General features: G+C 61.7%; 29 protein-coding genes. 13 read left to right on the top strand and 16 right to left on the bottom strand.

The features are described 5' to 3' along the window. The first annotated feature begins 5 nt into the window (after positions 1 to 5). The gene (locus QD408_RS03560; protein WP_190237521.1) at positions 6 to 398 is read left to right on the top strand and encodes a MerR family transcriptional regulator; all 393 of its coding nucleotides are present in this window, start codon (positions 6 to 8) and stop codon (positions 396 to 398) included. A gap of 13 nt (positions 399 to 411) precedes the next feature. Here QD408_RS03560 and QD408_RS03555 read toward each other — a convergent pair whose 3' ends face one another. Beyond that, positions 412 to 1,401 carry a heparan-alpha-glucosaminide N-acetyltransferase gene (locus QD408_RS03555; protein WP_088684962.1) on the bottom strand — a complete coding sequence of 330 codons (990 nt, stop codon included), beginning with the start codon at positions 1,399 to 1,401 and terminating at the stop codon, positions 412 to 414. Continuing rightward, positions 1,401 to 2,165: a DUF599 domain-containing protein gene (locus tag QD408_RS03550; protein ID WP_088684963.1), complete on the bottom strand. Its 765-nt coding sequence runs from the start codon at positions 2,163 to 2,165 to the stop codon at positions 1,401 to 1,403. Before QD408_RS03550 ends, QD408_RS03555 begins: the two co-directional genes overlap by 1 nt. Positions 2,166 to 2,359: 194 nt before the next feature. On the opposite strand from QD408_RS03550, the gene QD408_RS03545 reads away from it, so the two are divergent. Together QD408_RS03545 and QD408_RS03540 are read left to right on the top strand one after the other, a co-directional pair. Next, a complete protein-coding gene (locus QD408_RS03545; RefSeq protein ID WP_414138369.1) occupies positions 2,360 to 3,763 on the top strand; it encodes an L-serine ammonia-lyase in 1,404 nt (467 codons plus the stop codon). A gap of 61 nt (positions 3,764 to 3,824) precedes the next feature. Further along, complete coding sequence (locus QD408_RS03540) at positions 3,825 to 4,262, top strand: DUF1489 family protein (protein WP_088685138.1); 438 nt, start codon at positions 3,825 to 3,827, stop codon at positions 4,260 to 4,262. A 3-nt stretch (positions 4,263 to 4,265) separates the two neighbouring features. Here the strand turns inward: QD408_RS03540 and QD408_RS03535 are convergent, their stop codons facing one another. The 7 genes from QD408_RS03535 to QD408_RS03505 form a co-directional block, all read right to left on the bottom strand. Then, the gene (locus tag QD408_RS03535; RefSeq protein ID WP_088684965.1) at positions 4,266 to 4,541 is read right to left on the bottom strand and encodes a hypothetical protein; all 276 of its coding nucleotides are present in this window, start codon (positions 4,539 to 4,541) and stop codon (positions 4,266 to 4,268) included. 113 nt (positions 4,542 to 4,654) lie between these two features. Continuing rightward, on the bottom strand, positions 4,655 to 6,193 hold the full coding sequence (locus QD408_RS03530) for a D-alanyl-D-alanine carboxypeptidase (protein ID WP_088684966.1): 1,539 nt from the start codon (positions 6,191 to 6,193) through the stop codon (positions 4,655 to 4,657). Between the two features lie 121 nt (positions 6,194 to 6,314). Next, positions 6,315 to 7,100, bottom strand: coding sequence for a hypothetical protein (locus QD408_RS03525; protein ID WP_088684967.1), 786 nt, complete (start codon positions 7,098 to 7,100; stop codon positions 6,315 to 6,317). A 223-nt stretch (positions 7,101 to 7,323) separates the two neighbouring features. Next, positions 7,324 to 7,929: a transglutaminase-like cysteine peptidase gene (locus QD408_RS03520; protein ID WP_088684968.1), complete on the bottom strand. Its 606-nt coding sequence runs from the start codon at positions 7,927 to 7,929 to the stop codon at positions 7,324 to 7,326. A 365-nt stretch (positions 7,930 to 8,294) separates the two neighbouring features. Beyond that, the gene (pip, locus tag QD408_RS03515; protein ID WP_414138368.1) at positions 8,295 to 9,266 is read right to left on the bottom strand and encodes a prolyl aminopeptidase; all 972 of its coding nucleotides are present in this window, start codon (positions 9,264 to 9,266) and stop codon (positions 8,295 to 8,297) included. Positions 9,267 to 9,328: 62 nt separating this feature from the next. Continuing rightward, the gene (locus QD408_RS03510; RefSeq protein ID WP_088684970.1) at positions 9,329 to 9,940 is read right to left on the bottom strand and encodes a PilZ domain-containing protein; all 612 of its coding nucleotides are present in this window, start codon (positions 9,938 to 9,940) and stop codon (positions 9,329 to 9,331) included. A 124-nt stretch (positions 9,941 to 10,064) separates the two neighbouring features. Continuing rightward, on the bottom strand, positions 10,065 to 10,679 hold the full coding sequence (locus tag QD408_RS03505; RefSeq protein WP_414138367.1) for a PAS domain-containing protein: 615 nt from the start codon (positions 10,677 to 10,679) through the stop codon (positions 10,065 to 10,067). A gap of 293 nt (positions 10,680 to 10,972) precedes the next feature. On the opposite strand from QD408_RS03505, the gene QD408_RS03500 reads away from it, so the two are divergent. Both QD408_RS03500 and QD408_RS03495 read left to right on the top strand, forming a co-directional pair. Then, on the top strand, positions 10,973 to 11,764 hold the full coding sequence (locus tag QD408_RS03500) for a rhomboid family intramembrane serine protease (protein ID WP_414138365.1): 792 nt from the start codon (positions 10,973 to 10,975) through the stop codon (positions 11,762 to 11,764). 94 nt (positions 11,765 to 11,858) lie between these two features. Then, positions 11,859 to 12,293 carry a CBS domain-containing protein gene (locus QD408_RS03495; RefSeq protein ID WP_088684973.1) on the top strand — a complete coding sequence of 145 codons (435 nt, stop codon included), beginning with the start codon at positions 11,859 to 11,861 and terminating at the stop codon, positions 12,291 to 12,293. Positions 12,294 to 12,353: 60 nt separating this feature from the next. On the opposite strand, the gene QD408_RS03490 is transcribed toward QD408_RS03495, so the two are convergent. The 3 genes from QD408_RS03490 to folE form a co-directional block, all read right to left on the bottom strand. Further along, positions 12,354 to 13,322: a patatin-like phospholipase family protein gene (locus tag QD408_RS03490; RefSeq protein WP_088684974.1), complete on the bottom strand. Its 969-nt coding sequence runs from the start codon at positions 13,320 to 13,322 to the stop codon at positions 12,354 to 12,356. Positions 13,323 to 13,438: 116 nt separating this feature from the next. Next, entirely contained in the window at positions 13,439 to 13,891 is a 453-nt protein-coding gene (gene hisI / locus QD408_RS03485; protein ID WP_088684975.1) for a phosphoribosyl-AMP cyclohydrolase, read from the bottom strand. 25 nt (positions 13,892 to 13,916) lie between these two features. Continuing rightward, positions 13,917 to 14,531, bottom strand: coding sequence for a GTP cyclohydrolase I FolE (folE, locus tag QD408_RS03480; RefSeq protein WP_088684976.1), 615 nt, complete (start codon positions 14,529 to 14,531; stop codon positions 13,917 to 13,919). A gap of 307 nt (positions 14,532 to 14,838) precedes the next feature. Between folE and QD408_RS03475 the strand changes: the two genes are divergently transcribed. From QD408_RS03475 to thrS, 4 genes are all read left to right on the top strand, one after another. Further along, entirely contained in the window at positions 14,839 to 15,285 is a 447-nt protein-coding gene (locus tag QD408_RS03475) for an iron-sulfur cluster assembly scaffold protein (RefSeq protein ID WP_414138364.1), read from the top strand. Between the two features lie 5 nt (positions 15,286 to 15,290). Continuing rightward, the gene (yidD, locus tag QD408_RS03470; protein ID WP_414138363.1) at positions 15,291 to 15,695 is read left to right on the top strand and encodes a membrane protein insertion efficiency factor YidD; all 405 of its coding nucleotides are present in this window, start codon (positions 15,291 to 15,293) and stop codon (positions 15,693 to 15,695) included. Between the two features lie 83 nt (positions 15,696 to 15,778). Continuing rightward, on the top strand, positions 15,779 to 16,306 hold the full coding sequence (locus tag QD408_RS03465; protein WP_414138362.1) for a DUF1697 domain-containing protein: 528 nt from the start codon (positions 15,779 to 15,781) through the stop codon (positions 16,304 to 16,306). A gap of 121 nt (positions 16,307 to 16,427) precedes the next feature. Continuing rightward, entirely contained in the window at positions 16,428 to 18,434 is a 2,007-nt protein-coding gene (gene thrS / locus QD408_RS03460) for a threonine--tRNA ligase (protein ID WP_414138361.1), read from the top strand. 151 nt (positions 18,435 to 18,585) lie between these two features. On the opposite strand, the gene QD408_RS03455 is transcribed toward thrS, so the two are convergent. Next, on the bottom strand, positions 18,586 to 19,689 hold the full coding sequence (locus QD408_RS03455; RefSeq protein ID WP_414138360.1) for a hypothetical protein: 1,104 nt from the start codon (positions 19,687 to 19,689) through the stop codon (positions 18,586 to 18,588). A 113-nt stretch (positions 19,690 to 19,802) separates the two neighbouring features. Between QD408_RS03455 and QD408_RS03450 the strand changes: the two genes are divergently transcribed. From QD408_RS03450 to QD408_RS03440, 3 genes are all read left to right on the top strand, one after another. Then, positions 19,803 to 20,387: a nitroreductase gene (locus tag QD408_RS03450; protein ID WP_414138359.1), complete on the top strand. Its 585-nt coding sequence runs from the start codon at positions 19,803 to 19,805 to the stop codon at positions 20,385 to 20,387. Continuing rightward, a complete protein-coding gene (locus QD408_RS03445; RefSeq protein WP_414138358.1) occupies positions 20,387 to 21,004 on the top strand; it encodes a flavin reductase family protein in 618 nt (205 codons plus the stop codon). The genes QD408_RS03450 and QD408_RS03445 overlap by 1 nt, the downstream gene beginning before the upstream one ends. 101 nt (positions 21,005 to 21,105) lie before the next feature. Next, a complete protein-coding gene (locus tag QD408_RS03440) occupies positions 21,106 to 22,251 on the top strand; it encodes a DUF2336 domain-containing protein (RefSeq protein ID WP_414138357.1) in 1,146 nt (381 codons plus the stop codon). Here the strand turns inward: QD408_RS03440 and QD408_RS03435 are convergent. Next, positions 22,248 to 22,670: a hypothetical protein gene (locus QD408_RS03435; protein WP_414138356.1), complete on the bottom strand. Its 423-nt coding sequence runs from the start codon at positions 22,668 to 22,670 to the stop codon at positions 22,248 to 22,250. The genes QD408_RS03440 and QD408_RS03435 overlap by 4 nt on opposite strands. A 130-nt stretch (positions 22,671 to 22,800) precedes the next feature. On the opposite strand from QD408_RS03435, the gene QD408_RS03430 reads away from it, so the two are divergent. Beyond that, entirely contained in the window at positions 22,801 to 23,259 is a 459-nt protein-coding gene (locus QD408_RS03430) for a GNAT family N-acetyltransferase (RefSeq protein WP_414138355.1), read from the top strand. An 18-nt stretch (positions 23,260 to 23,277) separates the two neighbouring features. On the opposite strand, the gene QD408_RS03425 is transcribed toward QD408_RS03430, so the two are convergent. Continuing rightward, on the bottom strand, positions 23,278 to 24,483 hold the full coding sequence (locus QD408_RS03425; RefSeq protein WP_088684986.1) for an AI-2E family transporter: 1,206 nt from the start codon (positions 24,481 to 24,483) through the stop codon (positions 23,278 to 23,280). Positions 24,484 to 24,598: 115 nt separating this feature from the next. Continuing rightward, positions 24,599 to 25,738, bottom strand: coding sequence for an esterase-like activity of phytase family protein (locus QD408_RS03420; RefSeq protein WP_414138353.1), 1,140 nt, complete (start codon positions 25,736 to 25,738; stop codon positions 24,599 to 24,601). Positions 25,739 to 26,057: the final 319 nt, after the last annotated feature.

Below are 26,057 nucleotides of genomic sequence, written 5' to 3'. Positions count from 1 at the left end.
AAGACATGCTGGTGAACAAATATTATAGCATAACGGAGCTGACGCGCGAATTCGGTGTATCCACGCGCACGCTTCGCTTTTACGAAGACGAGGGACTGATCCATCCGGAACGGCGAGGGCGCACCCGTCTGTTCCGGCCCGCCGACCGGCGGCTCATCGCCGAAATCCTTCGCGGCCGGCGTATCGGCTTCACCATCGCGGAGATCCGCGAGATCATCCAGGTCTACAAGGAGCCGCCGGGCGAACTCGGCCAGCTGAAGCTCCTGATGAAGCGCGTCGACGAGAAGCGCGATGACCTGCGCCAGAAGCGCAAGGACATCGACGATACGCTGACGGAACTCGATAACATCGAAGAGGCCTGCCTCGGCCGCCTCGCCGAAATCGGCGTCACCACCTGAAAACTGCCGCGTTTTATTGCGCCTCGGCGCTGCATTCGGCGGCGATGGTCTGAACCCGCTCGTCGTTTTCTATGTCGATCGTTCCGGCCTGCAGCGGCGTGAGCAGGCTTTGCGTCTGCAATTTTTGCAGCGTGCATTGGCAGAAGCTGCGGCAGAGCGCTTCGCCTTGCTGCATCACGCAGGCGGCATTGCATTGCTTTAGGTAAGTTTCGACCGGGTCGGGCGTCGGCGGCGGCACTGCGAGGGAAAGCCCGTAGGCGATTGCGATCAAAACCGGCTGGTGAATGAGGTAAAAGGCAAGGCTGTGACGACCGAGCCATGCCGGCCACGAGGAGCCGGTGCCGATTGCGGCAAGCCGGCGTGTCAGCCCGGTTTTCAGCGCGATCGAGGCGAGGCTCAAGCCGACGAAAAAGGGCGTGGCCCAGGGAAAGAGCGGCACGTAGTCGTTGGAACGCTCCGGCATCTCGGCAAGGCCGATCCAGGCAAGATATCTGGGATCGAAGAAGGACGATCGAAGCAGGCCCGGCGGTCCGAAATTATCGGTGATCCAGGCGGCCAGCAGGGCGACCGTCACGATCAGCGTCAAGGCAAGCGGCAGCCTGACGAATACGATGCCGATGAGCGTCAGCACCGCGATGCAATGCAGGATGCCGAAGTAGATCCACCCGTCCGGCATCGCGATGCGCGTCGCGATCGAAATGATCGCGGCCGAGGCGGCGATCATGCCGAAACGCTTCCAGAAGGACGGCCAGCGAATCTCGGGCGTGCTGGAGAGCACCAGGCTGACGCCGACGATGAAGAGAAAGGTCGTGGCGATCGCCCGGGCATAGATCTTCAGCCAGCCGGTCTCCGCCGTGCCGGCGGCGAGATAGCCCATGAACTCCATATCCCAGCTGAAATGGTAGGTCGCCATGGCGATCAGCGCGACACCGCGCGCGGTGTCCAACAGACCGATGCGCGGCGGTCTGGCCGCCGCATCGGCTTCAATTGCCGGCAATGTCATCAGAGGCCCTCGGGCAAATCGTTTCCGTCGCGCGACGGTATATCGCGGCGAATAGCAGAAAGGTGGAGATTTGATGGCGAGCCGACATCCATGATCGCCAAACGCGCCTCCGAAAAGAACTGCCGGCGTGCGAGCACGAAGATGACGACCGCCGTCGTCACCATGAAGACATAAGGATTGATGAACCAGCCGAGATAACCGATCGACAGGAAGATCGCCCTGAGACCCTCGTTGAAATTGCTGCCCGCAATGACATTCATGCGGATGACGCGTTCGGCGGCCCGCTCGGCGGCAATGACGTCGTTCTCGCTGTCGCGCATCATCGGGATGGAGCCGAAAAGGATGGTGCAATAATTGAACAGCCGATAAGACCAGCCGAACTTGAAGAAGGCATAGCCGAAAAGCGCCGCCAGCCCACCGACCTTGAGCTCGAAAGCGGCGTGGCCGCCATGGAAGACAAAGGGCAGGTCGGCGAAAACGGCATCGACCTTTTCCGTCGCGCCGAGCAGCGCAAAGCAGCTGCCGAGTGCAAAGATCGAGGTCGAGGCGAAAAAGGCGGTGCCGTTCTGCAGGCCGGACATGATCTGCGTATCGATCATCTTCAGGTCACGGCGCAGCGAATTGTAGATCCACTCCCGGCGCCGTTCGGTCATCGCATGCGTCAGGCTGGTGCGTCCGAAGAAGGTGCGGCCCTTCAGCAGCCAGGAATAGCCCATCCAGACACAGGCAAAGAAGGCCAGAGCGATGTAATCCGCCGTCGTCATCAGTGATTCAGTCTCCTCGTGAATGCGGGCCACTCTACATATGCAATGAAATGCTGCAATGACTGGTAAGACGGGCCGCCTGGATTTAGTGTGCAGCCGGAATGTCGCACCGGCTCCATGCGATGTCGGTGCGCCGCACGGGTCGAAAACCGGCCTCGCTTAAGCTTGCATACTTGTGTTCAGAAGGCGCATCCATGTTTCTTTCGGTATTCGATGTCTTCAAGATCGGTGTAGGGCCGTCGAGCTCCCATACGATGGGTCCGATGTCGGCGGCCAACCGGTTTCTCGAGCTGATTCTGTCGAACGAATGGCCGCGCCCGTCATCGGGTGCACAGGTCGCGGCGATCAAGGTCAGCCTGCACGGCTCGCTTGCCCATACCGGCATCGGCCACGGCACGGGCAGGGCCGTCATTCTCGGGCTGATGGGCGAGGCGCCCGACAGCGTCGATCCCGACAAGATGGACGGCATCATCGATACGGTGGAGCGCACCGGCCGCATCACGCCCGAAGGTCATCCCGCCTATCAGTTCCAGCCGAAGACCGACCTGATCTTCGACAAGAAACAGCCGCTGCCGGGCCATGCCAACGGCATGTCCTTTTCCGCCTATGACAAAGACGGCCGGCTGCTCCTCAAGCGCATCTATTATTCGGTTGGGGGCGGCTTCGTCGTCACCGATACCGAGCTGGAGCAGATGCGCGCGAAAAAGAACGCGAGCGGTGGGGCGCGCGTGCCCTATCCCTTCTCGACCGCCAGGCAGATGCTCGACATGGCCGAGCGCTCCGGGCTTTCGATCGCGCAGATGAAGCGGGCGAACGAGGAGAGCCAGCGCTCGCCCGAGGAGCTCGATCAGGGACTCGACCGCATCTGGGAGGCGATGCGCTCCTGCATCGAGCGCGGCCTCAAGGTCGAGGGCATCATGCCGGGCGGCCTCAACGTCAAGCGCCGCGCGCGCCGGATTCACGACAAGCTGCAGGAGGAATGGCGCAGCAACCGCGTCAATCCGCTACTCGCCAACGATTGGCTGAGCGTCTACGCAATGGCCGTCAACGAAGAAAATGCGGCCGGCGGACGTGTCGTCACGGCGCCGACCAACGGCGCGGCCGGCGTCATTCCGGCGACGATCCGCTACTACGAGCATTTCCACGAGGACTGGGACCAGAACGGTATCCGCGACTATCTGCTGACCGCTGCGGCGATCGGCGGGATCATCAAGCACAATGCCTCTATCTCCGGCGCCGAGGTCGGCTGTCAGGGCGAGGTGGGCTCGGCGGCTGCGATGGCTGCTGCGGGGCTTGCCGCCGTCATGGGGGGTACGCCGGAGCAGATCGAGAATGCTGCGGAGATCGCGCTCGAACATCATCTCGGCATGACCTGCGATCCGGTCGCGGGCCTCGTGCAGGTTCCCTGCATCGAGCGCAATGCGCTCGGCGCGGTGAAGGCGGTCACGGCGGCCTCGCTCGCCGTCAAGGGCGACGGCCAGCATTTCGTGCCGCTCGACGCCTGCATCGAGACGATGCGCCAGACCGGGCACGACATGAGCGAGAAGTATAAGGAAACCTCGACCGGCGGCTTGGCCGTCAATGTGGTCGAATGCTGAGTTTGTGGACTCCTGAGGCTTCGTGCTTGACGCCCGCTGCCAAAAGGATTTCAACGGCAGCATGGCATTGCATCTCATCAAACTCTGTGTCGGCGCCGACTCGATAGACGATCTGCGCGAATGGGTGGCGGAACGCTCGCTTAGCGCCATCGCCGCCGGCCTTGAGCCGCATTCGGTGCACACGACGCGCATGGTGCCCAAACGCATGGAAGAGCTGCTCGACGGCGGCTCGCTCTATTGGGTGATCAAGGGGCAGGTGCAGGCGCGCCAGAAGCTGCTCGACATCGAGACCTTCACGGACGGCGAGGGGATTTCACGCTGCCGCCTGATGCTCGGCCCCGAAGTCATCGAGACTGCGGTACAGCCGAAACGGCCCTTCCAGGGCTGGCGCTACTACGTACAGGACGACGTGCCGCCCGACCTGATGAGCCTCGGCGCCGGCATCGCTGAAATGCCGGCCGACCTTCGCCGCGAGCTTACGGAACTTGGCCTGCTCTGAAATTCAGCGCAGGCGCAGTTGCACCGGCGCACTGCCGTCCGGCGAGGTCACATGCAGATGAATGCGCGCCTCCGGCTGGGAGTAACGCCAGGCGCGGGCGCCGTGGCAAAGCAGCAGATTGATGAGGTCGCGGGTTTTCGGCGATTTCGCCTTCGGCCGCTGCAGGCCGATTTCGGCCAGGCGCAACGCCGCCTCGTGCAGAGGATGCAGGGATGAACGCGTTCTGGCCGCAGTGCGGCGCTCTGAAGGCGTTCCCGGAACATTCTCATTGATCGCCATTGTTTTCCCCGTAAGCAATACTGATCGAGTTCAAGAATGGTGGCCGGAAACGCAAACACCGATTCCGGCCGTTGCCGATGCCGCCGGCACTTCTGTGGGCAGCATCGAATGGCTCATTGGGCGGCCGCCCAGCACTTGACGCCGGCCTTCTTCAAGGCCTTGCAGGCGTTGACGGCATCACGCTGATCGTCGAAGCCGCCGAAGCGCGCACGGTAGACCTGGTCGCTGCCGGCGCCGTAGGCGACCGCGAAGGGCTTTGCCGAGGCGAGCGCCTTACCGCCCTTGCTCTTTGCGCCTTCCAGCAGGTCCATCGCCATCTGACGGCTCGGCGAAACACCGACCTGCACGACCCATCCGGCCGGACCGGTGTTGGCCGAAGTGGCGTTAGTCGAGGCGGTCGTGACATGATCGACGCCGGCATCGTCGCGCTCCGTCGGCTTTGCGGCCGAAGTCTGCGGCTTGAAAGTGGTGGTCTTGACCTTGGTTGGCGAAGGCATCGACTGCGTCACCAGTGGATTGTCGGATTTCGGAGCGGCGGTCTCGGCATAGGCGACTTCGGTCTCGGCGACCTGATAGCGCGCATCCGGCAGCGGCCCCTTGTGCGGCAGGCTGAGATCGGCGGCAGCGGCCGTGACCGGAGGCTGCGCTGCCGTGATCGTCTTTGCGACCTGCTGCGGAGCCTTCTTGGGCTGGACCGGGGCGGGCGTTTCGATGATCGCCGGCTCCGGAGCAGGGGCTGTCTGGGCGATCAGCGCCGAGGATCCGCCGCGGCTCGATGCCTTCGGCAGGTAGGTTGCGATCAGATTGCGCATCTGGGCGTCGCGGGCAGGCGTCGAGGTGCCGCCCATCACGACACCGACGATCGACCTGCCGTCCACCTGGACGGAGCTCACCAGATTGAAGCCGGCAGCACGGGTGTAACCGGTCTTGATGCCGTCGACGCCGCGCACGGAACCGACCAGACGGTTGTGGCTGCGGATCGTGCGGGTGCCGAACTTGAAGGCGCGGGTAGAGAAATAGCCGTAATATTGCGGGAAATGCTGGCGAAGGGCGATGCCGAGGCGGGCCTGATCGCGTGCCGTCGTCATCTGCGCCGTGTTCGGCAGGCCGTTGGCATTGCGGTAGGTGGTGCGCGTCATGCCGAGAGCATGCGCCTTGGCGGTCATCAGCTGCGCGAAACGATCCTCGCTGCCGCCGAGCATTTCACCGAGGGCGGTCGAGGCATCGTTGGCCGACAGGGTGACGAGACCGAGAATGCCCTGTTCGACGGTAATCGAGCCGCCGGCGCGCACGCCGAGTTTCGTCGGCGCCTGGGCCGCGGCATGAGCGGAGAAGGGAACCGGCGTATCGAGACGGATGCGGCCCTGCTCCAACGCTTCGAATACCAGATAGAGGGTCATCATCTTGGTCAGCGAGGCGGGATATTGCAGCCGATCGGCATTCTCACTGTAGAGAACGTTGCCGGTCTTGGCGTCGACGACGATGCCGGCATATTTCGGATTGGCCGCTTTCGCTTCGACACTCACCGAATCAACCAGGACGACCGTGACAGCCACCGAAAGGATCGCCAACAGCTTTGCGATAAAGCTGCCGGAACGGGACGATGATACGGAGGAGACTGACCTTGACACTATTCCACTCTTCGCTTGCATTTCAGTTGTTTGGCTCAAACCGCGCACACTCCCCACCGCACGGTTCGTCTTTTGAAATTACCGATTGGGCGTTACCAATCCGTTTATGATGAATCGTTTATTTCACTGTCCGGGGAGCATTTTAGGGACTTGTCGCAGAACGGTTCATAAGACGCGCCTCCACAAAGGTCCGGATAGCGGCATCAATATGTTCCCAGTCGCCGAGATGACTGCTGGAGAAGCGGTAAAGAACGCTGAGATCCCTGCCGACCTTGATGTCGCGCTGGCAATCTCCGCTCGCGGCCTTGTCGGGCGTTGAAGGCAATATGCAGCGCACGACGTAATCCGGCCCGTCCTTGACGGGGGCCGTCAGCAGCACCTCGTCGCCGTAACCCGCGTCGGCGCGCAGACGATGCAGCATCAAGCCGTTGCGAAAAGGCTCGGCAGTTCCTTCGAGCAGATGCGAATAGATCGGTTCGAGACGTCCGGACATGTCGCGCGACATGGTGCTCTGGGCGATCTGCAGGAAGATCAGGCCGGAGGATTGGGCGACGTCATCGAATCGAAGATGGTTTTCCTTGCCGTAACCCAGCATATCGGGCCAGGCGAGGTAGAGATCGACTCGCTCGGCGGCGCCGTCATGTCTCTGGCTTGGGAAGCGGATGGCGTTCTCGGGAAATTTGACGGTATCGCGGCCGATGGTCAGCGTGATTTCGGCCGTGCTGTCGGTGTTGCCGGCGAGCGAGATATGCCGGCCGAACCAGCGCCCGCCGATGCTGATCGCAACGGTCAACACCGCCAGGACGGCGATCACCGCCATGGTGCGGAGAAGAAATCCCATGGAAAGAAGCGGCTGCTCGTCGGGTGCGCTTTGCGCGGCTTGGCTCATGGCGGTTCTTCGCATTTCGGCCCGCCGCAGGAAGAACATGAGCCGCCGGCGCCGATGATGAATCTCATCGGCATGATCAGACCAGCAGGGTTAATACTTCGCTAAGATTTCCAAGGGATCGCTGCGTAGGAAACGAAACACTTGTTCCAAAAAGGAGCGAGCCGTTCCCGGGACAGCGGGAACGGCTCTTGGGCACCGGTCGGGACGGGATGCGGGGACTGACCGGGCCGAGGCCTTCTGCCGGTATTACCGGCGGCCGTTCTTACTTGACGCTACCGACCGCGACAGTGCGGCCGTCCTGAAGCTTCGACCAGCGGGCCGGATCGTTGGCGGACTGGCGCTTCAGGTAGGTATATTCGGTATCCGACCACAGCAGCACCTTGTTGCGCATGTTGTCGAGGATGAAGTCGCCATGGTCGGTGCGGACCGTCAGCACGGCATGGCCTTCGCCGTTCGGCTGCAGCACGACCGTGATCAGCGTATCGGAGGGCGAGAAACCGTCCTCGATCAGCATCTTGCGCTTCAAGAGGACATAATCCTCGCAGTCGCCGACGGTCGTCGGATAGGCCCAGCGCTCTTCGACACCGTAGATCTGTTCGTCCGTCTCCGGCTGGATCTCCGAATTGACGGTGTAGTTGACCTTCAAGATTTCCTTCCAGCGGTCCTCGGTGAGAATGGCCGGTCCGGCATCACCGCCAGAATAGGCGCATTCCTTCGGGTTCGCCTTGCAGAATTCATAGTGTCCGATCGGCGGGCTGGCATTACCTGCCAATGCCATGCTGGCGGGCGTGGCCTGTCCCGAGCCCGCCATTGCCATCATGATCGCACCGGCCAGAAGGCCGCCTTTCAGGATTTTCGCAGTTGTCATTGCCGTCTCCCCGTAAGTTGAGGCGACAATGACACAGACGTTTTTATCTCACGGAAAATTACGCAATAGAATTAAAGGCTTAGTTGAATCAAATGCCGATAAAACCTGACTAAAAACAATCTCAAATGCGCATAAAATTTGAAGCTGATTTGTCTCGAATTCGATTAAAATTGAATCATACGGAACAAGGCTTTCAGTCGCGTAAGGCTTGTGCTCTCGCCCCTGTGTTAAGGATTTTCGTTGAGCCGGATAAATGCCGGTGTGCGCCCAGCGGCTGGTAGCCGGCGGGTGATGCCGTCGAAACCGATCGATTCGGCCGCTTCAAAATCAGAATGTCGCTCACGTCCGGGGTTTTGGCTGAAAAATTATTTTCGACAAAATTCGCGAAATCTATCGGTGGCGGCGACGATCGCAGCACTCATATCGGGGCTGAACATGGAATGGGCGGCGCGTGGAAGGATCTTGAGCTCGCTCTGCGGCCAAGCTCGCGCCAGTTCCCAGGCGGTGACGAGCGGCGCCTCGATGTCGAACCTTCCCTGCAACAAAATACCGGGAATGCCGGTAAGCAGCGCGGCATTCTTCAAAAGCACACCGTCTTCCAGCCATGCGCCATTCACGAAGTAGTGGGTAATGATGCGCGCGCGCGCCAGCAGATAGTCCGGATCGGCCCAGCGGCGCGGCCGGCCTTCGGGATCGGCGAGCAGGATCGAGGCCGCCTCCCAGTCATGCCAATCGCGCGCCGCCTTGAGACGCGTGTGCTGATCCGGATCGTTGAGAAGACGATGGTAGGCAGCAACCATATCCTCGCCTTGCGCCTGGCCCGAGGGAATCGCCTCGCGGAAACGTTGCCATTCCTCGGGAAACAGAGGCGCCATGCCGCGATAAAGCCAATCGATCTCCGAACGCCGGGTGGTGGTTACGCCCGCAATCACGATAGCGGCGACGCGCTCTGGATGCGTTTCGGCGTAAGCGAGCGCCAGCGTCGAGCCCCATGAATTGCCCAGAAGCAGCCAGGTTTCGATGCCGAGATGGTTCCGCAGCCGCTCGATATCGGCAACGAGATGCCAGGTGGTGTTGAGGGAAAGATCGGTTTCGGGATCGGCGGCGCTCGGCAGGCTGCGCCCGCAATTGCGCTGGTCGAACAGAATGATCCGATAGGCATCGGGATCGAACTGGCGTCGCGCCGCGGTCGAGCAGCCGGAGCCCGGCCCGCCATGCAGCACGAGCGCCGGGCTGCCGGCCGGATTGCCGCAGGCCTCCCAATAAATCACGTTGCCGTCGCCTGTATCCAAGAGGCCGTGATCATATGGTTCGATCTCAGGATAGAGAGGTGACATCGGCGCGCCCCGATTGAGGAGACGAGCCTTATGCGCCGTATCAGTGGGGAGGAAAAGACGGCTTACAGGAACTCGCGCAGCGTTTCGCGGGACTGGATCGAGAGAAACTCGATTGCGACACCTTCGACGAAGTGGCGCACGACACGGCCGCGCATATTGCCGAGACGCACTGCCGTCCCGATCGAGGGACGCATTTCGACGTCGATAGCGGCGCCCGAGAGCGAAAGGTCCATGATGCGGCAGGAATAACGCGTGCCGTCATCGAGGGTGAGTTCGGTCTTCACGTCACGCGGCGTCAGACGGTCGTGACGGCGGTCCTCGGGCAGGCCGAGTTCATGTTTGTTGGCAAGCCAGGTGAGCTGGGCGGCGAGCTTCTCGCGCTTGCGGTCCGTGGCATTGATGGACATGGTGAAGCCGCGGCCGTCGAGCGTCTGGACATAGCCTTCGACACGGCCGAGATGGTCGATATAGGCGACGACGCGTTCGTTGGCGCGGGGCCGGCCAATGCAGGTGACGTACATGTCGCCGGGCGACATGTCGATCACCATGCATTCGAATTCTTCGTAGTTCGCAAGCATCAGCCGGCCCTGCATATTGATGGGCACACGCTGGAAAACGCCCTGTTCAGGGCGCGGCGCAGGTCGTTGCGTCTGAGCTGGCTGGAACGAGTGCATCAAAAGGCTTCTTCATGAAAATGGCAGAGTTCGATCATTACCCGCAATCCATTAACAGAAGGTTGTTCCGTCCGATCCCGGCATAGCCGAAAACGAGTATGCCGGGTGTCCTGAAACGGGATTGTCAGCGCGCCTCCGCGCTCAGCAGATGTGACACCATGCGGCGCATGGCTTGCCCGAAACGGGCGCTCTTGCCGGCGGCGATCTCGTTGATCGGGCGCATTTCGGCGGACGCAGACTTGCCGAAATGTGTCGGGAGCAGACGGCTGCGGTCGAGCGTCAGGAATTCGAGCGGCACGATCTCCAGCCAGCTTGCAGCCGCCGCCGGTGTGATTGCGCCGAGCAGCCGGTCGCAGGCGCCGCCCGGCGAACGCAGCGGCATCATGACGATTTCGAAGGAAGCCTGATGGCCAACGGTGCTGTAGCCGGTGGCATTGAACAGCGCCGGCATCGCATGATCCATCACACCCATCGCCGTGCGTTCGATATCCGTATGCTGGCCATGCGCCCAGAGCGACGAAAAGCGCTCGCCGCGCAGGTCGCGTCCGAAGAGATCGCAGATACGGGTGCCGGCGAGCCGGAAGCCGATGTCTCCGCCTCCGCGCATCTCCAGAATGAAGAGGCTCTGGAGAAGATGGGGAACGGCAGAGGGTTCGACTTGTGACTTCAACGGCGCATCCGCAGTGCCGCGGATGCGATTCCAGTAGTCGAAGATTTCGATGGTCGTTTGTAAACGCATTTCACACCAACCTGTCCCATTCCGGAGCAATTTCAGGCCCTCATGGCCCTTACAGGCTTTACCATGCGGATTTCATGCCAAAGCCGGGCCGGTAAGGTTAACAAAGGGTTTCGATTGAGGTGCGATGCCTGTCGTGACACTGTCTCATCATGGCTTCGACTTTCGAAGTTCAGCACAGCCTGACCGGGCCGAAGTCTTTACTTGAGATCCCGGTACGCCGCCCGACACTCCGGGCGGCTTTTTTTTTGACAAGCGCTCCTGTATGGCTGTGGCCTCAACGAGGCGAAATGCAGATGAATGAGCAGACGGCCGAGCCGAACAAGGCGCCCGAACCTCTTAAGGTCCAGCCGCCGGCACGGCCACCGCGCGTACCGGTCTTCAATCTTCCGCCAGCGCTGTTCTTCAGCCTTTGCCTGCTTGCCGTCATTTACGTGGTGCAGGCATTCCTGCTTCCCGACGATGCTGTGGAGTGGCTGCTCTTCACTTTCGGCTTCGTTCCCGCGCGCTATGTGATTCCACTATCACAGCAGGGGCCGGAACTATTCTGGACGCCCATTACCTATTCACTGCTGCATGGTAGCGTCGAGCATATAGCCTTCAATGCATTGTGGCTGATGGCTTTCGGCGCGCCGGTCGTGCGCCGCATCGGGACGCTGCGTTTCGTGCTCTTCTGGATCTTTTCCTCCGTTGCATCAGCCGCCTTGCACACGGCCCTGAACTGGGGGGACATATCGCTGCTGATCGGCGCATCCGGCGTCATCTCCGGGCTGATGGGAGCAGCCTGCCGCTTCGCTTTTCCAGCCGAGCGGAGGCCGATGCTGCCGGCGCATCTCAACGCGCGGCTTTCCATTTTCGAGGCGCTGAAGAGCCGGACCGTCGTCATCTTCATGCTGTTCTGGCTGTTCGGCAACGCGCTGATCGCCGTCGGCATCCCGCTCGTCGGCGACGGCAGCCAGGAGATCGCCTGGGATGCGCATATCGGCGGATTCGTCTTCGGCTTTTTCCTGTTTTCGCTTTTCGACCGGGTGCCGCCGCGCCCGTCTGTGGAACCAGCCGAAGCGGAGAAGGATGTGTTGCAATCCTGAGCGGGGCAGTGCACCATCGACCTATTATCCGCGCTGGGGGGAGAAACCGCCGCGGATGCCTGTGACAAGTGTTTCACGGACATAGGAGGTTCGAATGACCGGTTCAGTCAAAGCAATTCTCGACCTGAAGGGCAGGGACGTCGTCACCGCCGGGCCGAATACCACCGTCGCCGAGGCGGCCAATATCCTGAGCAAGAAGAAGATCGGCGCCATCGTCGTCGTCGGCATGGAGAACCGGATTTCCGGCATGTTCACCGAGCGCGATCTCGTGCATGCCATCGCCAAGCACGGCAAGGAAGGCCTCGATCAGCCGCTCTCCCAGGTGATGACGTCAAAGGTCTACCGCTGTCACGAGGAGACGACCGTCAACGAGTTGATGGAGCTGATGACAAGCCGTCGTTTCCGTCACGTGCCGGTGGAAAGCAACGGCAAGCTTGCCGGCATCATCTCGATCGGCGACGTGGTGAAATCGCGCATCGCCGCGGTCGAGCGCGAAGCCGAGGAGATCAAGGCTTATATTGCCGGCTGAGGTTTGGCCGGCCTCGGTTCTATGCATATTGCCCGGGCCGCCTGGGGACGGCATGCCTGCTCAGGGATGGCTGGCGTAGACTTCCTGCATGCGCTTGATTTCGGGGAGCCGGGCTCTGGCTTCCTCGTAACCGCGTTCGATCGCCTCGCCGGCCCGGTGGAATTCGGAGAGGCCGATATCGCTGAGACGCGGCTGCAGCGAAATATCAGGCGGGTCGCCGGCAAGGCGGGCGCGGGCAATCCTGTCCTGGATGATGTTAAAGGCCTGCACCATGACGCCGGTCATGCCCAGCCGTGCATAGGGCGCCTCTTCCTGCTTCTGAACTTCCTGTGGCGAGAGGCTGGCATTATGCCGGACGACGGCCGAGCGGCCGTAGAGATCGTAATTGAGATTGACGGCAACGACGAGGAGCTGCTCGTAAGCGCGGCAGACCGAGACGGGAACCGGATTGACCAGCGCACCATCGACCAGCGTACGGTGATTGCTGCGCACCGGCTCGAAGATACCGGGCAGGGCATAGGAAGCCCTGAGCGCCGTGATCAGCGAGCCGTTGGCGATCCAGACTTCGTGGCCGGTATTGACCTCGGCCGCGACCGCGACGAAAGGCCGGTCGAGATCCTCGACGTTGAGGCCTTCGAGATGCTCCTGCATGCGCTTGGTCAGCCGCATGCCGCCGAAAAGGCCGCTGCCGCCGATGGTGAGGTCGAGCAGGCTTGCGATGCGGCGCATGGTGAGCGACCGGGCGAAGCTTTCGAGCTCATCGAGTTTGCCGGCGAGATAACAGCCGCCGACCAGCGCGCCGATCGACGTGCCGGCAATCATGCCGATCTCGATCTTCGCTTCGTCGAGCGCGCGCAACACGCCGATATGCGCCCAGCCGCGGGCAGCGCCACCGCCGAGCGCGAGCGCGATCTTGATTTTCCTGGGAGGCGCGGGGGGAGGGATCGTTTCGAGTGTGGTAGACATGCCAGAACCGGAGCCGGAACCCTCGCCTTCAGAGCTTTGACGATGCAGACTCCAGCTCAGCATGGCGCTCTCCCCTCCCAGCAGAACACGTGACTTCCGATAGTGTGCCCGATCCGTTTCCAAATCGTATATAGAGGCGGTTTCTGGCGCAATAAGGGACAAATGTCCGGAAATCGGAGCTATTTTCCGTAGATGTCCTTCGGATCGAAATGACGCTCGTCGTCAACGATGTCGAGCATCGGCTTTCCGTCCTGAAGGGTGATCGTCCGGTAGAAGCAGGAGCGCCGGCCGGTGTGGCAGGTGGCGTCGTGGCCGGCGACCTCGACTTTCAGCCAGATGGCGTCCTGATCGCAATCCGTGCGGATTTCCTTCACAGTCTGGAGATTGCCAGAGGTTTCCCCCTTCTTCCAGATCTTGCCGCGCGAACGGCTGAAATAATGGGCCGTGCCGGTCTGTATGGTCAGCGCCAGCGCCTGCGCGTTCATATGCGCCACCATCAACAGTTCGCCGTCGCCGGCGTCCGTGACGATCGCGGTGATCAGGCCGCGATCATCGAAACGCGGCGTGAAATCGCCAGCGTCTTCCAAGGTGGACTTGTCCTCGGACGGTTGATTGAAGATCAGTTGGCTCATCGCGGCCCTCCTGAGGGAGCCGGTATCAGCGGCCCCGCACCATGCTCATGAAACGGGCCTGGTCGGCCGGCTCGGTCTTGAACGTTCCCGTAAACGTCGTCGTCAGCGTGGTCGAGCCCTGCTTCTGAACGCCACGCATCGCCATGCACATATGTTCAGCCTCGATCATCACGGCGACACCGCGCGGATTGAGCGTATCGTCGATCGCCCGGGCGATCTGCGCGGTCATGGTCTCCTGCGTCTGCAACCGGCGGCCGAAGATTTCGACGACGCGGGCAATCTTCGACAGGCCGAGCACGCGGCCATCGGGCATATAGGCGACGTGGGCCTTGCCGATGATCGGGACCATATGATGTTCACAATGCGAATAGAACGGAATGTCCTTGACGAGGACCATGTCGTCGTAGCCGGCGACCTCCTCGAAGGTGCGGCCGAGCACGTCTTCCGGCGCCATGTCGTAGCCTGAGAAAAGCTCGCGGTAGGATTTGACGACACGGGCCGGCGTCTCGAGCAGGCCTTCACGCGTCGGATCGTCACCGGCCCAGCGCAGCAGCACGCGAACGGCTTCCTCCGCCTCCTGCTGAGAAGGGCGGTCGGACTCGCGGTTCGTCTGCGGAAAGTTCTTCACGATGGCGTCCATGATCAATGGTCTCCTGGTCCGCATCGCGGACCCATCTGTCGGAATTGCCACTGGTCAGTCCCATGAGGGAATTCTTGCACCTTTGGCAGGCTCCGGGGCTTTCAGGGCCAATTCAGCCCGTCCGGCACGGTTTCCCAATCAAACTTACACGAGGCCATTGCATTTTCATGGCCTTCGAACGACATACATATAGGAAGACGGCCGTGCTATGTAAGTATCCTGAGAGGACACGGTGCGTTTTTTGTTTCAACGACAATAACAGGCTGAAAAACGGCCAATCCGCAGCGATTTTGGAGCGGAATCCAGCATGGATGACATCTACAACAGCAAAATCCTCGAATTCGCAGGCAATATTCCGCTGACCGGGACGCTTGATGATGCCGATGCGAGCGCCCAGGCCCATTCCAAACTCTGCGGCTCGAAGGTGCGGATCTGGCTGAAGATGGACGGCGATACCGTGAGCGGCTTTGCCCATGACGTAAAGGCTTGCGCGCTCGGGCAGGCCTCGTCCTCGATCATGGCCCGCCATGTCCTCGGCGCGACATCGGGTGAAGTGCGCCAGGCACGCCAGGACATGCTCGCCATGCTGAAGGCGGATGGCGCGGGACCCATCGGCCGGTTCGAGGACATGCGCTACCTGCTGCCGGTGCGGGATTACAAGGCCCGTCACGCCTCGACGATGCTGACCTTCGATGCGGTCGTCGATGCGATCGGGCAGATCGAGGCGAAACGGGCGGAAGTTATCGAGGCGTAACCGGGATGTGCGAGTTCTGTGCCCTGCAGGCCAGCGATGAGGACGACGGCGGCGCCGCCGGATCCAAAAAGCCGCGCAAAACGGTGGCACACCGTTCCCGCAACTATGCCGGCCCCTTCCGCAAGACTCCCGATCGCCTGCTTGGCATGGGGCTCATCCGTTTCTATCAGCTGACGCTTTCCGGCTTTGTCGGCAATTCCTGCCGCCATATCCCGACCTGCTCGGAATATGGCTACGAGTCGATCGCCCGCCACGGCCTTTGGGCAGGGGGCTGGATGACGCTCTTTCGCGTCGGCCGCTGCGGCCCGGGCGGGACCAGCGGGCTCGACCAGGTGCCGGAGACGCTCGGCGACAGTTTTCGTTGGTGGACCCCGTGGCGCTATATCGTCCTCGGACGCAAGAGAGGGTGAGCGCAGCAACCAAGCGTGAGGCGCGGGTCACCGCTCAGTGACTGCGATCTCGAACGCGGAGGAGAGGAGGAGAGCGAGTGGCTATGAGCATGTTTGTTGCCCTTCTGCACAGCATCGTGCTTGCTCCCGACCGCCGGGTCATCATGGAGGATCTGCGCGCGCTTGCCACAGAGCTCGGCTATCGCGAGCCACGCACGCTGGTTTCAACCGGCAATCTGGTCTTCGAGGCAGACGGAATGCGGCCGCATGAACTCGAGGTCGCGCTGGAAGAGGGCTTCGAAGAGAAGTTCGGCAAGCATGTCGATATCATCGTGCGCAGCGACTGCACCTGGATGGCGCTCTGCGGCACCAATCCCTTTCGGGATGGCAGCGGGGACCAGGTCATCGTCCGGGTCATGCGCCTGCCGATCGACCCGGAAAAGGTGGAGGCGCTGAAACCGCTGATGGCGGAAGGCCAGCGCATCGCGGTCGTCGGCGGCGACCTCTGGATCGATTTCGCCGGCAAGCCGAGCCAATCCAAGCTGCTGTCGGCGCTGACGACCAAGCGGCTCGGCATCGGCACGATGCGCAACTGGAATACGGTTTGCGGCCTCGCCCAAATGATCATGTAGACCGGGCATCTTCTTTACTCCCGCGGAAAATCTGAGTATCAGGCGGCAGCGCATCCAGCAAAGGGAAGCGCGTCGTTGCAACCACCCGCATTCGTTGGCGGGACTGGACAAGGAGAATTCGATGTCTGAAGCCATTTCCCTGACATTTCCCGATGGTTCGGTGCGCAGCTTCCCGGCTGGCGCGACCGGCAGGGATGTCGCCGAATCCATTTCGAAGTCGCTCGCCAAGAGCGCCGTCGCCATTGCGATCGACGGCGATGTGCGCGACCTTTCCGATGCCGTGACCGACGGCAAGATCGAGATCATCACCCGCAAGGATGGCCGCGCGCTGGAGCTCATCCGGCATGACGCCGCGCATGTGATGGCAGAAGCCGTGCAAGAGCTGTGGCCCGGCACGCAGGTGACGATCGGCCCCGTGATCGAAAACGGCTTCTATTACGATTTCGCCAAGAACGAGCCCTTCACGCCCGACGATCTGCCGAAGATCGAAAAGAAGATGAAGGAGATCATCGCCCGCAACGCGCCCTTCACCAAGCAGATCTGGTCACGCGAGAAGGCCAAGGAAGTTTTTGCCGCCAAGGGCGAAAACTACAAGGTCGAGCTCGTCGATGCGATCCCGGAAGGGCAGGATCTGAAGATCTACAATCAGGGCGAATGGTTCGACCTCTGCCGCGGCCCGCACATGGCTTCCACCGGCCAGATCGGCACGGCCTTCAAGCTGATGAAGGTTGCCGGCGCCTATTGGCGCGGCGACAGCAACAACGCCATGCTGTCGCGCATCTACGGCACGGCATGGGCCGACCAAGCCGATCTCGACAATTATCTGCATATGCTGGCGGAAGCCGAAAAGCGCGACCATCGCAAGCTCGGCCGCGAAATGGACCTGTTCCATTTTCAGGAAGAGGGTCCGGGCGTCGTCTTCTGGCACGGCAAGGGCTGGCGCATTTTCCAGTCGCTCGTCTCCTATATGCGCCGCCGGCTCGCCGTCGATTATGAAGAAGTCAACGCGCCGCAGGTGCTCGACACTTCGCTCTGGGAAACCTCGGGGCACTGGGGCTGGTATCAGGAAAACATGTTCGCCGTGAAATCGGCGCATGCGATGACGCATCCCGAAGACAAGGAAGCTGACAATCGCGTCTTTGCGCTGAAGCCGATGAACTGCCCCGGCCACGTGCAGATCTTCAAGCATGGCCTGAAGTCCTATCGCGAACTGCCGATCCGTCTGGCGGAGTTCGGCCTGGTTCATCGCTATGAGCCCTCGGGCGCGCTGCATGGTCTGATGCGCGTGCGCGGCTTCACGCAGGACGACGCGCACATCTTCTGCACTGACGAGCAGATGGCCGCCGAATGCCTGAAGATCAACGATCTCATCCTCTCGGTCTACGAAGATTTCGGCTTCAAGGAAATCGTCGTCAAGCTTTCGACCCGTCCGGAAAAGCGCGTCGGTTCCGACGCGCTCTGGGATCGCGCCGAAGCCGTCATGACCGACGTGCTGAAGACGATCGAGGCGCAGTCCGAGGGCCGCATCAAAACCGGCATCCTGCCGGGCGAGGGCGCTTTCTACGGGCCGAAGTTCGAATATACGCTGAAGGACGCGATCGGCCGTGAATGGCAGTGCGGCACGACGCAGGTCGACTTCAACCTGCCGGAACGCTTCGGCGCCTTCTACATCGACAGCAACTCCGAAAAGACGCAGCCGGTGATGATCCATCGCGCCATCTGCGGCTCGATGGAGCGCTTCCTCGGCATCCTGATCGAGAACTTCGCCGGCCATATGCCGCTCTGGGTATCACCGCTGCAGGTGGTGGTCGCGACGATCACCTCGGAAGCCGATGCTTACGGGCTTGAAGTGGCCGAGGCGCTGCGCGAGGCCGGCCTCAACGTCGAGACCGACTTCCGCAACGAGAAGATCAACTACAAGATCCGCGAGCATTCGGTCACCAAGGTTCCCGTCATCATCGTCTGCGGCAGGAAAGAGGCCGAGGAGCGCACGGTCAACATCCGCCGCCTCGGCAGCCAGGATCAGGTTTCGATGGGGCTCGACGCCGCCGTCGAGAGCCTTACCCTCGAGGCGACGCCGCCCGACGTCCGCCGCAAGGCCGAAGCAAAGAAAGCCAGGGCGGCCTGAAAATCGCTTGAATACGACAGCGCCGACCTCGGCGCTGTCGGAAACCGCGCCTGCACTTCGAATAATCTTCCTGTCAATCATTGAAAGTCGCGCCCGAAGCGCCGGCCGATCTGCGCGATCGCCGGCGCGTCGGAAACAGGTGCTTGGCAGATCAATCGAGGCTGGCGCCGTCGCCGCCGGCCTGCGGTACGAGCTGTTCGTATGAGGGCAGCGGCGCCTCCGGAGCCGGCTGAACACCCGGGGGCGGGGGCGTGCCGGCCGGCACCTGCTGCACGGTGCGCGCCGCAGGGCTCTCGGGCTGCTGCGGCTGCTGGTCCTTCATCAGGACTTCGACATCGGTGTTCCTGCCGGCGGCGATGGTGAAATCGCGCTGGTAAATCTTGTCCTTGTTGCGGGCGACGGCCGAATATTCGCCTTCGGCGAGAACCATCGTCGGAAAGGCGCTGACGCTTTCGCCGACGCTGTCGCCGGCTGCCGTCAGGATCGACCAGGCCGTATCGGCGATCGCCTCGCCGCCTGCTTCGGAAACCAACTTAAAGGTGACCTGCGCGGCGCGGTGCTGGATCGTCGCTTCCGTCAGCTTGCCGGCTTCGACCTGGATGTCGGCGCGGATGACGGCGTTGACGCTGCCATATTCGGAAACGATGTGATAGGTGCCGGCATTGAGGCGCACCACCGTGTTCGGCGAGACGTCGGCCACGACGAGACCACGCTCGCCGTCGTCACGCACTTCCGAGGAATAAATCGAGAAGCTCAACTGGTCCGGGCGGATGCGGGCATCGGCGCCGGAGACGGCGTTGAGCAGCAGGCCGCCGGCATCGAGCACCATCACCTGCTTGTCGACTTCGCCATCGGCGGGCACGGTCAGTTTCTTGGTGACGCCGGCGCGGCCGAAGGAGACGTTGACGAAATAATCACCGGGCGCGAGCTGGAAGTCGGCGGGGCCGCCCTTGGCGCTGGCGATCAGCGGCAGCTTGCCGTCGGTGCCGGCGATCGGGCTGAATACATACCAGGAGAGACCGTCCTCGACAGGCGTGCCGTCGGCCGTCAGCTTGGCTTCCATTGCGACGTCGCGCAGCTTGGTGCCTTCGGGCGCCGTGCCGGGCGCGATGAAGGCGTTCAGCTTGGGCATCTTCGAGCTCGAATCGAGCTGTTTGAATTCCTTGAAGGCATCCTGCGCGCCGGCGCCGAAGGGCATCAAGACCATCAGGGCGATGGCGAGGCCGGTGCGTGCAAGAGGCGAAATGCCAAACATCTGTTTCGTGAACCGATTGACTTCTGAAATCGCAAAGGCCACTTCAAGACCAACGCGATGGCAAATTCAAGACCCACCTTTTGCAGCAGCATAAAAATGAAAGTTTCTCCCGCATGAAATCCGATATCAAGCTGATCGACTATCTCTCCGTGCGCCGCTCCATCCCCGCTTTCCAGATGTGCGAACCAGGCCCCGAGAAGGCCGAGATCGAGGAGATCCTGAGGCTTGCCTCGCGCGTTCCCGATCACGGCAAGATCACGCCCTGGCGCTTCATCGTCTATCGCGGAGAGCAGCGCGAGAAGCTCGGCGAGGCGCTGCTGAAGCTCGCGCTCGAGACGAAGCCTGAGCTTTCCGAAGAGATGATCCAGGTCGAGCGCACCCGTTTCACCCGCGCGCCTGTCGTCGTCGCCGTGGTCAGCAAGGCGGGACCGCATATCAAGATCCCGGAATGGGAGCAGCTGATGTCGGCGGGCGCGCTCTGCCTCAACGTCATTCTCGCCGCCAATGCCAGCGGTTACGTCGCCAACTGGCTGACGGAGTGGTTCGCCTATGACGAGCGCGCCTATCCGCTGCTCGGCGTCGGGCCCGGCGAAAAGGTGGCGGGCTTCATCCATATCGGCTCGACGACATTTCTGGCGATCGAACGGCCGCGGCCGGAGCTTGCCGACACGGTGACCTGGGTCGGCGGAGAGGACTGATGTTCTACACGACGGACAGCAACCGGCACGGGCTCGCACACGACCCCTTCAAGGCGATCGTATCGCCGCGCCCGATCGGCTGGATCGGCAGCAAGGGCAGGGACGGTTCGGTCAACCTTGCGCCCTATTCCTTCTTCAACGCCGTTGCCGACCGGCCGAAGCTGGTGATGTTTTCCTCCGCTGGGCGAAAGGACAGCCAGCGCAATGCGGCTGAGACCGGCGTCTTCACCTGCAATTTCGTCAGCCGCGATCTCGCCGAAAAGATGAACCTCTCCTCGGCGGCGCTGCCCTATGGCAGCAGTGAATTCGACTTCGCGGGCCTGACGCCGAAGCAGGCCGAACTGATCGATGCGCCCTATGTCGCGGAAGCTTTCGCCGTACTCGAATGCAAGGTCACCGAAATCATCGAGCCGAAGACGCTGTCGGGCATGCCGTCCGAAAACGTCCTCGTCTTCGGCGAGGTGGTCGGCATCCATATCGACGAAGCGATCGTCAGGGACGGCCGGCTGGACATGTCGATCGCCCGACCTGTCGCGCGCATGGGCTACATGGATTACAGCGAAGGCAGCGATGTTTTCGAGATGTTCAGGCCGCACGTGCCAAAAGCGGAGGCCTGAGCGCAAGGCATACAAAGGCTTAAGAAATATGGTGAACCAATCTTAAACCTTTTGTCGCTACGGTCACAGCATTGAATGAAACGCGAAGGAATCGCGTTCAAGTGCTGGGGCGTCGCGTGATCGTAGAAGCTTTCCTTCGTTGGATCGAAACCGCCAAGACCGGCGATCGGGCTCGGGCCGCGAATGCGCTCGGGCGAGCCTATCTGCAGTCCGATATGTCCGAAGACGAGCGGAAGGCGGCCGAGATGGCTATGACCTTCCTTCTCGACGATCCATCGCCGCGGGTGCGGCTTGCGCTTGCCGAATCAATCGCCTGGTCGCCCGATGCGCCGCGCAGCCTGGTTCTTTCGCTCGCCGAAGACCAGCCCGAGGTCGCCTGCCACGCCGTCACCTGTTCACCGCTTTTGAGCGATACCGATCTCGTCGATCTTGCCGCGCGCGGCAATGGCGCCACCCGCATGCTGATTGCAGCCAGAGCCCATGTCACGCGCCCGGTCTCTGCCGCCCTTGCGGAGGTCGGCGACGAGGAAGAAGTGCTCTGCCTGCTCGAGAACGACGGTGCGGCGATCTCGACTCAATCGCTGAAACGCATCGCCGAACGGCTCGGTGACAGCTGCGACATCCGCAACCTGCTTCTCGACCGCAGCGATCTTCCTGCAGATGCCCGACAGCTGCTCACCCAGCATGTCAGCAATGCGCTGATCGGCTTGCCGCTGGCGCAGGCGGTGATCGGCCTGCCGCGGCTCCAGCGCATCAGCCGCGAGGCGACCGAGGCCGCCATCATTTCACTTGCCGGCGACATTGCGCCGCGCGAAATACCCGATCTCGTCGAACATCTGCGCCTCAACGGCCGGCTGACGCCATCCTTCCTGATGCATGCGCTCTGCGCCGGCAAGGTGGATTTCTTCGCTGCCGCGATCGTCGATCTGACAGGCTGCGGCGAGCGCCGAGTGCGGTCGATCCTGGCGACCGGGCGCATGCATGCTGTGCGCGCACTCTACGAATCCGCCGGCCTGCCGAGGGATATCAGCGTCATCTTCGTCGAAGCGACACTGCTTTGGAGGGATGCCGCCAGAAAGGCGCCGGGCAGCGTGCTCGGCAATATTTGCGGCCGTCTTCTCGAAAAATTCCGCCATCACGAGGGCTCGCACAGCGCTGTCGGCGAATTGCTCGATATGGTGGAAAAGCTTGGTGTCGCCGAACAGCGTCAATCGGCCCGTGTCTATGCGGCGCTTGCGGCGGCTTAGTCGTTCAGCCGCGTCACCACCCAGGAATAGCTGGCGGATACGAAGTGGACGGGCTTGGAAAGCGTCTCCTTGACGTCTCGGCCTGTCGGAAGATGCGCGCGAACCTGGCCGGCGATGTTTTCAGCAAAGCCGGCGAGCTTGCCTACAGGCTCCTCGGAGGCGGCAGGAGCGGTCTCGGCAGTGGCAACGGGCAAAGACCCCGGTTTCGGCGGTTCGGCGGCGGCGAGCGCTTTCGGCGCTTCGCACACCGCGATCACCGAGGGATAGCTGACATTGGCATAGGTTTTGAGGCGGCGTTCGGCTTCGGCATCGCAAGCGGCAACGGTTTCCCAGCGCTTGTCGACCGTCGCGACATACCTGCACTGGCTGACGGAATCGTCGCAACCGAGAATGGTCATGGCGATGAGCACCGCTTGCATATTCTGCCCCCTTGGCTATTGAACCTGATATCGCCTTAGACGGCGCAATTCCAACAGAAAGAAGGCGAAAGCATTAACTCTTCGTCATGTGGAGAAGAATTTGCGCCTCTCACCAGCATCGGGAACCATCATGTCCGTCACCATCGCCCAGGAGCCGCCGCGCCAGCAGGGCATCATCCGTCTTCTCGATCTTTCCGATGCCTATGCGCAGTCGCTCTATCCTGCGGAGAGCAACCATTTGGTTGATCTTTCCTCGCTGGAGAAGCCTTCCGTGAGCTTTCTCGTCGCCCGCAATCATGGCGCGATCGTCGGATGCTGCGCGCTGGTCGAAGCCGGCGACGGGACGGCGGAAATCAAACGCATGTTCGTCGATCCTGAGGCGAGGGGGCTGAGGGTTGCCAGCGGTCTGATGAATGCATTGGAGGCGATCGCGAGGGAAAAGAGGCTGACGGCGATTCGGCTCGAAACCGGCATCTACCAGCCAGAAGCAATCGCCCTCTACCGCAAATACGAATATCAGGAGATCGAGGCCTTCGGCAGCTACCTGCCGGACCCGCTCAGCCTCTTCATGGAAAAGCGGCTGGGATAGAGACTGGCGAAGGCCGCGTCAGCCTTCGGCAACCCGAGAGATCGTTTTGGACGAGGGAGGGGCCTGTTCGTCCACGACGATCTGCGGCACCGCCTCGATCTTTTCGGCGTTGCGGGCCTCGTGGATCCACTCGCGCCAGATGGCGACGATCAGCGCCATCAGCACGGGACCGATGAAGAGGCCGAGGAAACCCATCGTCTTGACGCCGCCGACGAGGCCGAAGAATGTCGGCAGGAAGGGCAGCTTGATCGGACCGCCGACGAGCTTCGGCCTCAGCGTCTTGTCGACGATGAAGAGCTCGACAGTGCCCCATACGAAGAGGCCGACGCCGGCGACATGCGAGCCGCTCGCCAGGAGATAGATGGAGACCAGCGTGAAGGAGAGCGGCGCACCGCCCGGAATCAGCGCCATCACGCCGGTGAGCACGCCGAGCGTCACCGGCGACGGCACACCGGCGATCCAGTAAGCCACGCCGAGCACGATGCCTTCGCCGATCGCAATCAGCGTCATGCCCATGACGGTGGAGCTGATCGTCGCCGGCACGACGCGGGAAATGCGCTCCCAGCGGTTCGGCAGGATGCGCTCGCCCAGCATATCGATCTGCTTGGAGAAGGAAAAACCGTCGCGATAGACGAAGAACAGCGCGATCAGCATGAAGAGCAGCGTCAGCAGAAGATGGAAGGCGCCGCCGCCGGCTGCCAGCACGGCGCGATAGATGTTGCCGATATGGGCGCCGCTGACTGCCTGAATGACCTCGCCCAGAGCGCCGGGACTGCCGATATACTTCGTCCAGAGATCATCGAGATAGGGGCCTGCGAACGGCAGCGCGACGATCCAGTCGGGCGTCGGCGCGCCGGCGCGGTTGGCGTGGATCGCCCATGTGACCCAAGTGCGCACTTCACCCGTCGTATAGGTGACCGCAAACCCGATCGGAATGACCAGAAAGGTGACGATCATGACGATGGCGATGGTCGCGGCGATCGTCGTATTGCCGCCGACGCGGGCCAGCAGCTTGCGGTAGAGCGGCCAGCTGGCAAAGCCGATGACCAGCGCCGCAAGCACCGGCACGAGGAAGCCGTAGAAGAAATAGACGCCGGCCGCGACGATCAGGACCAGCAGCCAGCGCGCCGCCGAGATGGAAGGGATTAGCGGCGCGCGCGTCGGCGCCGACGACCCCAGCCATCGTGGCTCATGATTGGCTTTCTGACGATCGAACACACCCACGCGCGCCTCTTCTTATTCTTGTACTCTGGTTATGGGCCATGAACCCGGCGGTTTCAAGGTACGTAGCGTGAAAGCGTATACAAAGCGTCGCTATTCGACCGCCAGACGCGACAGTTTACTGCTGCGGACGGCTGACGATCTTGAAGGCGTAGAACTGCGTCTTCTGGGCGGGCGAGAAGTTGTTGTCGGAGCCAAGGATGAGAACGTCGGCGCCGTCCTTGGCCTTGCCGAGCGACATGGCCTCGATATTGTCGGGGACGAGGCCGATCGCTCTCAGATCGAGGATCTGGCTCTTGCGGGAAGGGATGACGCGCTGGTCGTTCCTGGCGAGTGAGGCGATGGTGGAGACGTCGGTCGCATCTGCGAGATCCATCATCATGATCTTGATGTTATTACCGAAGCCTTCGGCATAGCTGCGCTCGACGGCGAGCAGGCGATGATCGTCGAGGGCGAGCATTTCCGACATGCCGTTGTCGTTGCCGCCGTTTTCCTTGGCGGCAGCCTGCGGGATCGGAGAGACCGGGTAGACATACTGCGCCTTCGGTTCGCCGGTTGCGCCGTCATAACGGATGATGCGCGACAGGCTGCCCGTCGTCAGCGACGGCTTCGGGCCATCCTGGTAGAGGGCTGCCTCGATGCCGACGAAAACGTCGCCGGAGGGTGCTACGGCAAGATCCTCGAAGGCGAGATTGTCGCGGATGCCGGTCGACTTGTCGGCGGTCGGCGCAAAGCCCTCCGGCAGCTTGAATTCGCGCACGAACGAGCCGTCCGGCGCAGCGACGCGGATGAAGGGCGGCAGCAGCGCCTTGCCGTCGCCCTCACTGCCCCAATAGATGCCGTCCTTGCCGAGACGGATCGATTCCGGATCGACCGTCTTTGCGGCGAAAGGCTCGCCGTTCTTATCCTTCAGCGTGACCTGCTTGACGATCGAAACACTCTTGAGGCCCGACGCATCGACATCGACGTCGAGCTCATAGAAACGAGCCGGGGCCTTGTCGGAGCGGTCGTCGCTGATGGCGACATAGTGGCCGGTGGCGGCATCGAAATCGAGGCCCGATATGCCGCCGAATTCGACGCCGTTTTCCATGTGACCTGTGGGAATGACGAATTCACCGAGATAGGAGAGCGAAATGCCGGCGGCGCAATCGCCGAAAGGGCAGGCGGTCTCAAAGGTGGCGCCGATCTCGGTGGCGCTGACGGTGACGGTGCTGGACAGGAGAACGAAAGCGGCAGTCGCGAGAAAACGCTTGGTCATGACAAATATCCGGCAAAGGGTTGAAAAACGGTTCGAACGGGCGCGGGCGTCACTCCAGGGAGGCCGCGCCGACCGCTTCATGCGCCGGTTGTTTGACGGAGTTGTTACGGTTCTTCGTCAGTTCCGTGAAATCGCAAATGCTAAAATGTAGCGCGCCGAACCGTATCAGTCCGGCTGTTCGGCGCGTCTATAACATTTAATGAGAAATCTATCGAAGTACTGGCCAACGCACCTGCAACCTATTGAAATTTGGCATGCTGGTCCCGAAAACGCATCGATTTCTGGCCAGCCAAGAACCTAAAAATGGCCAACAAATTCG

Origin of the sequence: Rhizobium sp. BR 249 (assembly GCF_047445895.1) — a bacterium.
Lineage (GTDB): Bacteria > Pseudomonadota > Alphaproteobacteria > Rhizobiales > Rhizobiaceae > Rhizobium.
The sequence above is the reverse complement of the archived record's forward strand: the minus strand, read 5'-3'. Positions and strand labels throughout refer to the sequence as shown.